At 61.3% G+C, this 9039-nt stretch carries 10 protein-coding genes; 4 read left to right on the top strand and 6 right to left on the bottom strand.

Annotated elements, in window-relative coordinates; all coding sequences use genetic code 11:
* Positions 1 to 208 precede the first annotated feature (208 nt).
* The 3 genes from ENE74_RS16210 to ENE74_RS16200 are packed head-to-tail and all read left to right on the top strand — an operon-like array spanning position 209 to position 3098.
* Entirely contained in the window at positions 209 to 1900 is a 1692-nt protein-coding gene (locus ENE74_RS16210) for a strawberry notch C-terminal domain-containing protein (RefSeq protein ID WP_420902605.1), read from the top strand.
* Positions 1901 to 1953: 53 nt separating this feature from the next.
* Positions 1954 to 2367, top strand: a complete 414-nt coding sequence (locus tag ENE74_RS16205; protein WP_127691926.1) for an MbcA/ParS/Xre antitoxin family protein — start codon at positions 1954 to 1956, stop codon at positions 2365 to 2367.
* A complete protein-coding gene (locus tag ENE74_RS16200) occupies positions 2364 to 3098 on the top strand; it encodes an RES family NAD+ phosphorylase (RefSeq protein ID WP_127691925.1) in 735 nt (244 codons plus the stop codon). The genes ENE74_RS16205 and ENE74_RS16200 overlap by 4 nt, the downstream gene beginning before the upstream one ends.
* A gap of 65 nt (positions 3099 to 3163) precedes the next feature.
* On the opposite strand, the gene ENE74_RS16195 is transcribed toward ENE74_RS16200, so the two are convergent.
* Positions 3164 to 3676, bottom strand: coding sequence for a DUF6933 domain-containing protein (locus ENE74_RS16195; RefSeq protein WP_127691924.1), 513 nt, complete (start codon positions 3674 to 3676; stop codon positions 3164 to 3166).
* 253 nt (positions 3677 to 3929) lie between these two features.
* Here ENE74_RS16195 and ENE74_RS16190 point away from each other — a divergent pair, with 253 nt between their 5' ends.
* Positions 3930 to 4742, top strand: a complete 813-nt coding sequence (locus ENE74_RS16190) for a hypothetical protein (RefSeq protein WP_127691923.1) — start codon at positions 3930 to 3932, stop codon at positions 4740 to 4742.
* On the opposite strand, the gene ENE74_RS16185 is transcribed toward ENE74_RS16190, so the two are convergent.
* The 5 genes from ENE74_RS16185 to ENE74_RS16165 form a co-directional block, all read right to left on the bottom strand.
* On the bottom strand, positions 4689 to 5882 hold the full coding sequence (locus ENE74_RS16185) for a DUF4417 domain-containing protein (RefSeq protein ID WP_127691922.1): 1194 nt from the start codon (positions 5880 to 5882) through the stop codon (positions 4689 to 4691). The genes ENE74_RS16190 and ENE74_RS16185 overlap by 54 nt on opposite strands.
* Positions 5879 to 6229, bottom strand: a complete 351-nt coding sequence (locus ENE74_RS16180) for a hypothetical protein (protein ID WP_127691921.1) — start codon at positions 6227 to 6229, stop codon at positions 5879 to 5881. Before ENE74_RS16180 ends, ENE74_RS16185 begins: the two co-directional genes overlap by 4 nt.
* Positions 6229 to 6903: a hypothetical protein gene (locus ENE74_RS16175; protein ID WP_127691920.1), complete on the bottom strand. Its 675-nt coding sequence runs from the start codon at positions 6901 to 6903 to the stop codon at positions 6229 to 6231. Before ENE74_RS16175 ends, ENE74_RS16180 begins: the two co-directional genes overlap by 1 nt.
* Positions 6904 to 7293: 390 nt before the next feature.
* Positions 7294 to 7815 (bottom strand): molybdenum cofactor guanylyltransferase, encoded by a 522-nt coding sequence (locus tag ENE74_RS16170; protein WP_009824065.1) that lies wholly within the window; start codon positions 7813 to 7815, stop codon positions 7294 to 7296.
* Position 7816: 1 nt separating this feature from the next.
* Complete coding sequence (locus ENE74_RS16165) at positions 7817 to 9034, bottom strand: molybdopterin molybdotransferase MoeA (RefSeq protein ID WP_009824064.1); 1218 nt, start codon at positions 9032 to 9034, stop codon at positions 7817 to 7819.
* Positions 9035 to 9039: the final 5 nt, after the last annotated feature.

Raw genomic sequence — 9039 nt, 5'->3', positions numbered from 1 at the left:
TTGGTTCCTTCGACTTGTTGAGGTCGAGGGAACCGTAATTATCTGGAGTGAAATCATGGGAAACCGAAGGAAACCTGCGCCTCCCGCCACCACGCTCGACATAAACTGCGACTGCAAAGAATATGTGATCGACTATCTCGCCAAGAGCTTCCCCGTCCGCCTGATGGCGGTGTTCACCGACGAAAGCGGCAACCCTCGGTCCGAGCCGATGAGTGACGAGCAAGGCGCACCTGTGCTTTGCCGCTCCGCGCTGGCCGCGCGCGACCGGATGATCGAGCAGCTCTGCGCCTTGCCGCCCATCGCCACAGCCCTCGATGCCATCATCGAACGCTTCGGCGTTGACCAGGTGGCGGAAGTCACCGGTCGCACACGTCGGCTCATCGTCGGCCGCGATGGTCGTCAGAAACTCCAATCCCGGTCGCCGCGCGCCAACGTCGCCGAGACCCAGGCGTTCATGGACGGTGCCAAGCGTATCCTGGTGTTCTCCGATGCCGGGGGAACCGGGCGCAGCTACCATGCCGATCTGGCCGCAAAGAACCAGGCCCGCCGCGTCCACTTCCTGCTCGAGCCGGGCTGGCGGGCTGACGCCGCAATCCAGGGGCTTGGCCGGACCAATCGCACCAATCAGGCATCGGCCCCGCTGTTCAGGCCCGTGACCACCGATGTGCGCGGCGAGCGCCGCTTCATCTCGACGATCGCTCGGCGCCTCGACAGCCTCGGCGCTCTGACCCGCGGGCAGCGCCAGACCGGTGGCCAGAACCTCTTCGATCCTGCCGACAATCTCGAAAGCATCTACGCCAAGGAGGCGCTCCATCGCTGGTTCGGCCTGTTGTTCACCGGCAAGCTCGAAGCGGTCAGCCTCGGGCGCTTCCAGGACCTGACAGGCCTGCGGATCGAGGCGCCTGACGGGTCGATGGTCGATGACCTGCCGTCGATCCAGCGGTGGCTCAATCGCATCCTGGCGCTTCCCATTGCCCTGCAGAACGCGATCTTTGGTGAGTTCTTGGGACTGGTCGAAGCGCGCTTCGATGCCGCCCGGCAGGCTGGCACCCTTGATCTCGGCTTGGAGACCATCGCGGTTGAGGACTTCACGATACTATCGGATACGCTGCTACGCACCGATCCGGCATCGGGCGCGACCACCCATCTGCTGGAACTGGAAATCGCCAGAGCCTTGAAGCCGCTTACGTTGAAGCAGCTCGAGGAGATCCACGGCCTCACCGGGCAGCGGCAGCGACCGGTTCGGAACGCCCGCTCTGGTCGGGTCGCCCTGCTGGTCCCCGCTCGCAGTATTCTTGCCGATGACGGCACGCGCATGACCCGCTTCGAATTACTGCGCCCGCTGAAGCGCAGTCACATCACCGAGGATCAGCTCGCTGAGAGCAGCTGGGAGGATATTGCCATCGACGCCTTCCGCGGTGCCTGGTCAACCGAGGTCGCGGAGGCGCAAACCAGTCACAAGCGCGAGCGCCTCTATCTTGCGACCGGCCTCCTGCTGCCGGTCTGGGACAAGCTCCCTTCGGATTTCGTGAGGGTGAGCCGCATCTCGGCAGCCGATGGTCGCTCGCTCCTTGGCCGAGAGGTTCCGGTTCATTGTGTCCCGGACCTGTGCCGGGCGTTGGGTCTCGAGCGCGAGCAGGCGCTGTCCGCCGACGAGATTGTCCAGACCGTCCTGGCAACGGGACGGGCCATGGAATTCGCAGGGCGCGAAAAGCTCATGGTCAAACGCAGCCTGGTCAATGGATCACAGCGAATTGAGCTGACCGGTTGGAGCGTTGCCCGCCTCGACTGGTACAAGGCCCAAGGCTGCTTTACCGAGATCATTCGTTACCAGACCCGGCTCTTTGTGCCGGTTGAGGGCGCGGCGAGCGTGATGGCCAGACTGGCATCATCCGCATAGGTTGTTGCCAAATGGCATTATTGAGCATATATGCTGCCATATGGAGAACTGCCATGTTGGCTATGCAACCCGTTGATACTGCTGTTACCGCTTTCCGTCCCGATCCGATTACCCAGGACGAGGCAGCTGCCATGTTCCGGGCAGTCCTCAATCTGTTCGGCAAATGGGAACTGACCGACGAGCAGGCGGCAACTCTGCTCGACATGCCGGTGCGTTCCTATCGTCGATGGAAGGCGGAAGGCCCGGGGCGCGTCTCGCGCGATGGCCGTGCTCGTCTGTCCAACCTTATGGGCATCCATAAGGCGCTCCGGATCATCTTCTCGGAGGCGGCCCGCGGGTATACTTGGATCAGGGCGGCTAACGATGCGTTCGGCGGAGCCTGTGCGCTCGACGTAATGCTGGGAGGCGAGCTCACCGACATCATGCGGGTGCGTCGCTATCTCGACGCTGAGCGCGGTGGCTGGTGAGCGAGGCGGCAGAAATCCCCGTTTCTCGAGTTGAGTGGAAGGGCGCTGTCAGGATCATCCGCAGCGCCTTTCCGCCGATCGACCTGTTCGAGGACATCGCCGATCCCGCGGACTGGCCGCTGCTGATTTCGGCCGAGCAGAAGACCAATCCTCGCATCATGGCGACGATTGGGAATCTCGACCTCGTTCCGGTTGGCCGCCGCGTCGGTGGCAACGGCGCCTCCTACCTCATGGCGCCATTCACCCATGTCAGCACCGATCGGCCAAGCAGGTTTACCGATGGCAGCTACGGCGTGCTCTATGTTGGGGACCGGTTCGAGACCGCGCTGTTCGAGACGATCCACCACCATGCCCGCTTCATGGCACGGACTAGGCAAGCACCTGGCTGGACTTCGCAGTTCCGGGAAATCGTCATGTCCGTCGATGCAGAACTGCATGATCTTCGTCCTCTGGCAGGCGAGCCGGTTCAGGCGCTCGACTCCGACGCCTATGCCGCATCTCAAGCGCTCGCGCGGCACCTCCAGAGCGCGGGATCGGATGGAATTGTCTACCCGAGTATCCGGCATCCAGATGGAGAATGCGTCGCGCTCTTCTACCCTGACTGCGCGTCAAACCCCCTTCAGGGACGGCACCTCGACTATCATTGGGATGGCCAGCGCGTTGACCTCGTCCGTGATGCTGGAACTGGGGCTGTTTTCCGTATCGTCGATTTGCCGTCCGATCCCGTCTGACCGCATAGGCTGGGTTTCCGGCCGAGTGCTGTAGGATCTCCGAGCGCAGTTGACGGCCAGCAGGCTCATGCCTGCGCACCAGCCGTCACGAGTTCATGAAGGGCCCTGTCTGGCGAAACCGGGCCCTTGTACAGCGGGCTACAAGGTGTCTCCGCTAGCTTGGCCGAAATGGCCAGGAGGTCGTCATCATCGCCCTTTTCATAGGCATAGACTGCCAGCCAAAACTCGGCCTGGCGAACGAACTCATTGAGGATGCCCACGACGCTTCGGTTCGCAGTTTTCGAGTACTGGACCGTGTCCATTCGCCAAATTTCCCGAGCGATGAATTCGCTTGGGGCGTTATGCTCCTTCAAAACCAGCGCCAATTGTGCCGGGAATCTCAGAGCAAGTGTGGCCGCTGGGGCCAGCGGCATAAGCACTGGAAGCAGCGTGCGCTCAGAAACCAGCAAAGCTATCTGCGGCTTCCAGAACAGGACGGTGGCATACCAGCCACCAAGCGCGGTGTCGCTATGCCCAGGGGTAACGATGTCCGGCTTGATACGCTCAAGTAACTTCTTGGTGCAATGGAGGCGAAACATGACAGCCCACGATAATGTTCGGCTTCCAGCGCGTCCACCGAAGCTGCAGGCCTCGCTGCTGAAATAATGAGGACCGCCGCGCACAGCGTTGAAGACAGGGGAGTTATGCGGGGTGTCAGAGCTAACAAGCCTGAAGACATTTGCGACCAACCTCGCCGGGCACATCGCTGCTGAGGCCGCCCGGTCATAATCCCCGAGCTGTGCTCAACCCAAGGAATTGTAGGCGTAAGCCAAGTCTATATGGTATTGAGCAATGATGCATACCTTGCAGGCACAGTTCTCGGATGTAGATGATCTTCTCAGAGAAGCGATGCGTGGTCATTTGCATGGCCACGGTTCGTTTATGATCGAAAACTCAGGACGTATTGGGCCACTTGTCGAATTATTGGCTGCTGCCCAGCAATTTCCGGCCGAGTATGCATCCGTTTCATTTGCGGGGACATTTGCCCCGAAAGTTCGCGATGCTTGGGCAACGGGAAAGCCGTTCGGCGGCGGCTTCAGCGACCAAGCTGGGGCGTTTCCATTGCCGTTAGAGAACCCTGTAGAGACCCGTGATCCGGTTTGGGCGCAATGGCTCCTCCACGCAGAAAATGCTGGGAAAAATAGAGGCTTTCCCTCCGGGCTCGTCGCATCGCTGGTGGGGGCATTGGGTGAACTGCAGGACAATGTCTATGAGCATAGCGGCGCGGCCCAAACGGGGCTGGTCGCTTATGCAGTCACGGATCGCACCTTCGAGTTTGTGGTGGCGGATCGCGGCATGGGTGTGCTGGAGACGCTGCGGCAAAACCCTGACTACGCGCATCTGCCGGACGCAGGTGCGGCGCTGACGGAAGCGATCCGACCTGGTGTGTCGCGGTTCCCTGCTTCCAGCGGAAGGGGCCAGGGATTTATCCAGCTTTGCAGGTCAATGGTGACCGACCGGGTTGAGCTTCGCTTCCGCTCCGGTGATCATGCGCTGACGCTATGCCCGACAAATGATCCTCTTAATGGGCACCAGCGGCTCAGCCATACCTCAACCCTGGCGGGCCTGACGATCAGCGCGATTTGGCGCGCGGAAACCCCGTGAAGCGGCGTTGCGCCGTCGTTCTGCGTGGATGCGCTCCAAGATAATGTGGTGACTGTGAAGCGCTGCGACGTTCTGTTGCAGCAAGGCGTCGATTGGTGCACCGCGCGGCGTTGGGTGCTTGCGCCACACCAATATCCCGTCGGGGCGGAATTGCGCTTCTTGGCGGCAGCGGGTCTTGGTGAAGGCATCGGTATCGATCATCGTCACCGCTGCAAAAGCTGCACGCAGTGGCTCCAGTGCGCGCATGCCGCCGCGCACCACCAAGCCCAGTGGTTGCGGTACACGCGCGGCAAGCGCGGTCAGCTGCGCCACATGCCAATCCAGCCGTTCGCCACGGCCAGTGCCAGTCGCGAACTCAAAGGCCAGCCATTGAATCTCCGGGCGTTCGGCGATGAGCTCGGCCCAGCGCTTGTAGTCCCGTTCGGTGCGCGCGTTGACATGCAGCGCGGTCGGAAGACCTGCTTGCATCATCTCAATCGCCGCCAGCAGGATGCGCTTCATGGCATGCATATTGTCGGTGCGGGGCACATCGGTCAGCACGCTGTAATTGGGTGGTGTGATCAGCGCGATGTCGAGGGCTGCCAGCTGCTCCAGCATGGCATCCCTGTCCGTCGCCGCCCAGTAGCGCTCGATCCTCCGGTCGCGTGCTACCCCTGAGATCACCAGTCGGGCGTTCGGATCGATACCGAACTTCTGACTCAGCGCGTCCCTGTCGTGATAGCGCAGCGTGCCCGCGTTGATGTCCAAAAGCGCATGGAGCGGCAGCGCGACAATCGGAGAGTTGAGCGTGCCGACGCGCGCCGTCGAATGCTCGATTAACGGAACCATCGGCGGCAGTGCCTCAATGGAGACGATTGGGGCGCGGGGCGCGTTCTTGAGGTCCAAGCCATTGACCTCCCGCAGACGTTCTACAAACTGTTTGGGGTTGCCTCGGCAGACCAAATCGCAGGTCGCTTTGTCATTGCACCGGCAATAATCGCTACAGTCGAAGAAGCTGGCGCTGTTGTGCGCCCCGCCACAGATCGGGTGATCTACACAGCTCACGCAACCCAGCGAACAGGGCATCGTGGCTGCATCGTCCCAAAGGCGCTGCGAGTTGCGCACGATGCGGGGAAGCGAATTGTTGTTGGCATTCTTCATTGCAGACGAAGCTCCACGCTGTTGCCGAACAGGCTGACCCGTTCAACGATCCCGAGTGCGACGCCACCGCAGTCGGTAATGGTTGTGTGCATGTCGGACGGCAGGCCGTTGACGGCACCGATGCGGCTTTGCCCCCGGCACACCATGGCATTGCCGGACCCACACTGCACGACCAGCTCGTCGCCCGCCCGCACGCTCATGCCGGGGTCGATATCCGCCGTAATGGTCCGCTGTTGTGACCCGAACCGGACATCGAACAGGCCCGGCTGCTTGAGGCGGTCCACACCCTTGTTCCAGCGCTTGCGCCAGGGCTGGCCAGACTGTTCGCGGATGAAATCAGCACCCATTACACGGTCTCCATCACCGGGCTGAACAGCTTGGTTTTGCCGTGCCGCACTTCCTTCAGCATGCCCTTCGCGGACAGTGTCGCCAGCCGGTTGTTCCATGCAGTCGTGCCGATCTTGTCATCGGGGCGGAGCTTGGCCAGCTCGGGCGCGGAAATCGGATGGTGCTGGGCAATCAGTTGGATAGTGCTCATCTGCCCCGCGTCGAGCTCCCCTAGGATGCGGGGGGCAGTGGCCGCGCCTTCGGCATCAAGGGCACATGCCCAAATGGCGTCGTTGCGACCCCGAAGGTAGGTCGCAAGTTCCTCCTCGATGGTCGCGTTGGCATTGGCCACCACCGGGTAGATCATGCCAGTCGCGTTGCGGCAGAAGTCGCGGAAGCCCATTACGGCCTCGCGAAGGAACGACCCCGTCGCGATGTCCACCTCCGCGAAATCGAGGAAGGCAAGGGTCGGCTCGACCACCGGCTTTGTCTTCTCGATCAACTGGGCGAGCATCTGCCGCCCCATGGCGCTACCGGCCAGTGTTGTGCTACCGGATGGGCTGGTCAGCATCGGGTATCGAATCATTTCACAATCCTCACTAATAAAAGTGAGATAAGTGAAGCCGGGCTGTTCGTCAAGGTTTGTGGGCCAAGCTTCGCCGATGTTGACGACAATCCGGGTAACCGCTGACATACCGTACGTTCATGGCGCCAGTTTGGCGCGGCAGAACCGGTTGTTCGCCTATTGTTGCCGATAGAGCATATGAATGACGGGACCTGGGACAAACCTGCCATTCAGTTTTGTATTTGCGAGCGGCAGGTTTTGGTTTGGAAACAGACATCGGTAATTTTACCGTCATTGCTCTTTGAAACGGGCAGCCTTGGCGGAGAGGCTGGCGGCCCAGCAAGACCCTGGCGATAAAATTATTGAAAGGGTGCACCCCACGGGCCCGCCTCACCTGTCCAGGAACTATTAAAAAGATTAAACATCGCCGAAAGCGCGCGATTCTGATCAGGCCACATCTAAGTGGCCAGTCAACTCTGCGATTAGCAGTTTAAGAATCCCTTCGAGATGATGTTGTGATTATTCAAAAATTTCATGTAGATCTGTAGCTACATTAATGTTTCTCCAGGCGAGATTATCGACTTTTATTAATTGACAGCCTGAGGCGCTGATCCATGACCGCACGGACCGGTGGCCGCTGACAATATGCGCGTTCAAGCGAGCACATAGCGATGCTGGCCAAATACCCACCATATACTGGTCAGCGAAACAAACTGGCCCAGTTCCGAGCGAGCGAGCGAGGTCACTTGGAAGTGGATAGGTGTCTAACGGAACTGTCAGAACAGCGTCGAAGCCGTTACGGCGGCCATATTCCAAGGCCGCGGCCATGCCCCCCAACGGCCCAAGGCCCGGGCCCGGCACGTCCGGGATGGAGGTCCACTCCAGCCAGCTACGCCCGCACAAGACGATATCGTCGACCTGAGGCTGCAAGGCGGCATGGACGTGGTCCAGAAGCGTAACGCCATCAATCCGCGCCATGGCCTTGTCGGAGCCGAAGCGCCGCGACATGCCACCTCCAATGATCGCTCCCAGCAGGGCCATGTCAGAAGCGCAGGCATTGTAGAACGGAACCTGCCGGACCGGCAGGCACACCTGCCCGTCGCTCGACGAGGACATCCGCTTGCGCCAGCATCATCTGCGCCGACGCCTGCTGGCGTTCAATAGTTCGAACGGTATTGCCCTGCGTCACCCCGCATAAGAACTGATCCCTGTCGCCGCCTTCCTCCAAAGCAAGGGACGACGCATGGCTGGACCAGCGCAAGGCAGAGGCGAAACCGGCGCCTGACATGGCCGCGATCATCGGCGCCAGAAACAGACGCGCGGTCGTCAGGGCGGCAGTCGGATTTCCTGGCAGGCCCAGAATGTGAGTCCTGCCGATTCTGCCATACCACAGAGGCTTGCCCGGCTTCATGGCAACGCCCGCGAAGGCGAGGCGCAGGCCGAGCGGCAGGAGCGCTGCGCGGGCCAGATCCCGATGTCCATGCGATGCGCCCCCCGCCAGCACCAAAATGTCGGTTTCGGAAAGCGCGGCCTGCGCGGCATCGCGCAGGCTGTCGATCCGGTCGGTCGCGCGTGACATGCCGGTCAGCTTGCCGCCCCATTGCCGCGCTATCAGCGTCAAAGCTTCGCTTAGACTATCAGGAACGGTATCGGCCTGCATTGCGGCCTTGCCGGGTTCGACCAGTTCGTCGCCATTGGTCATGACATGCACGCGCGGCCGGCGCCATACGGTCACACCCTCTACGTCGGCGGCGGCGGTCACGACCATGGCCCGCGCATCCATGCGGGTGCCTGCGGTCAGCAATGTCTGGCCTCGCGCAAAATCATCGCCGCGCCTGCGGACATGGCCCTTGCCACCCCTGTCCGTCAGTATGACATGTTTCCCGTCGATCATCGCATATTCGCGCATGACGACACGGTCGGCACCCGGAGGCATCGGCGCGCCGGTCGATATTCGAACCGCCGTGCCGGGTGGCAACGGCACTGGAAGCGGTCCACCGGCGCCACTTTCGCCGGAGAGGCGAAACCGGATGACCCCTTGCGCAAGATCGCGGGAATGCACGGCATATCCGTCCATAGCCGCGCAGTCCCGCCGTGGCGAATCAATCCCGGCGACGACATCCCTGGCAAGGACGCGCCGGCCTGCCTTGCCAAGAGGCACGAACTCAAAACCTAGCGGCACGCAACTCTTCCGCACGATCGCCTGCGCTTCATCGAAGCCAATGGTCGCGGCGCACGCAATGCTGGTTGCTGCGGTCATGACGC

Source organism: Sphingobium algorifonticola (assembly GCF_004005485.1).
GTDB classification, from domain to species: domain Bacteria; phylum Pseudomonadota; class Alphaproteobacteria; order Sphingomonadales; family Sphingomonadaceae; genus Sphingobium; species Sphingobium algorifonticola.
The sequence above is the reverse complement of the archived record's forward strand: the minus strand, read 5'-3'. Positions and strand labels throughout refer to the sequence as shown.

What these genes read in the sequence shown, in the direction of transcription:
- ENE74_RS16210 (WP_420902605.1), top strand. Translation starts at nt 209, where the DNA reads ATGAGTGACGAGCAAGGCGCACCTGTGCTTTGCCGCTCCGCGCTGGCC.
- ENE74_RS16205 (WP_127691926.1), top strand. Translation starts at nt 1,954, where the DNA reads ATGTTGGCTATGCAACCCGTTGATACTGCTGTTACCGCTTTCCGTCCC.
- ENE74_RS16195 (WP_127691924.1), bottom strand. Translation starts at nt 3,676, where the DNA reads ATGTTTCGCCTCCATTGCACCAAGAAGTTACTTGAGCGTATCAAGCCG.
- ENE74_RS16190 (WP_127691923.1), top strand. Translation starts at nt 3,930, where the DNA reads ATGATGCATACCTTGCAGGCACAGTTCTCGGATGTAGATGATCTTCTC.
- ENE74_RS16185 (WP_127691922.1), bottom strand. Translation starts at nt 5,882, where the DNA reads ATGAAGAATGCCAACAACAATTCGCTTCCCCGCATCGTGCGCAACTCG.
- ENE74_RS16180 (WP_127691921.1), bottom strand. Translation starts at nt 6,229, where the DNA reads ATGGGTGCTGATTTCATCCGCGAACAGTCTGGCCAGCCCTGGCGCAAG.
- ENE74_RS16175 (WP_127691920.1), bottom strand. Translation starts at nt 6,903, where the DNA reads ATGTCAGCGGTTACCCGGATTGTCGTCAACATCGGCGAAGCTTGGCCC.
- ENE74_RS16170 (WP_009824065.1), bottom strand. Translation starts at nt 7,815, where the DNA reads ATGGCCCTGCTGGGAGCGATCATTGGAGGTGGCATGTCGCGGCGCTTC.
- ENE74_RS16165 (WP_009824064.1), bottom strand. Translation starts at nt 9,034, where the DNA reads ATGACCGCAGCAACCAGCATTGCGTGCGCCGCGACCATTGGCTTCGAT.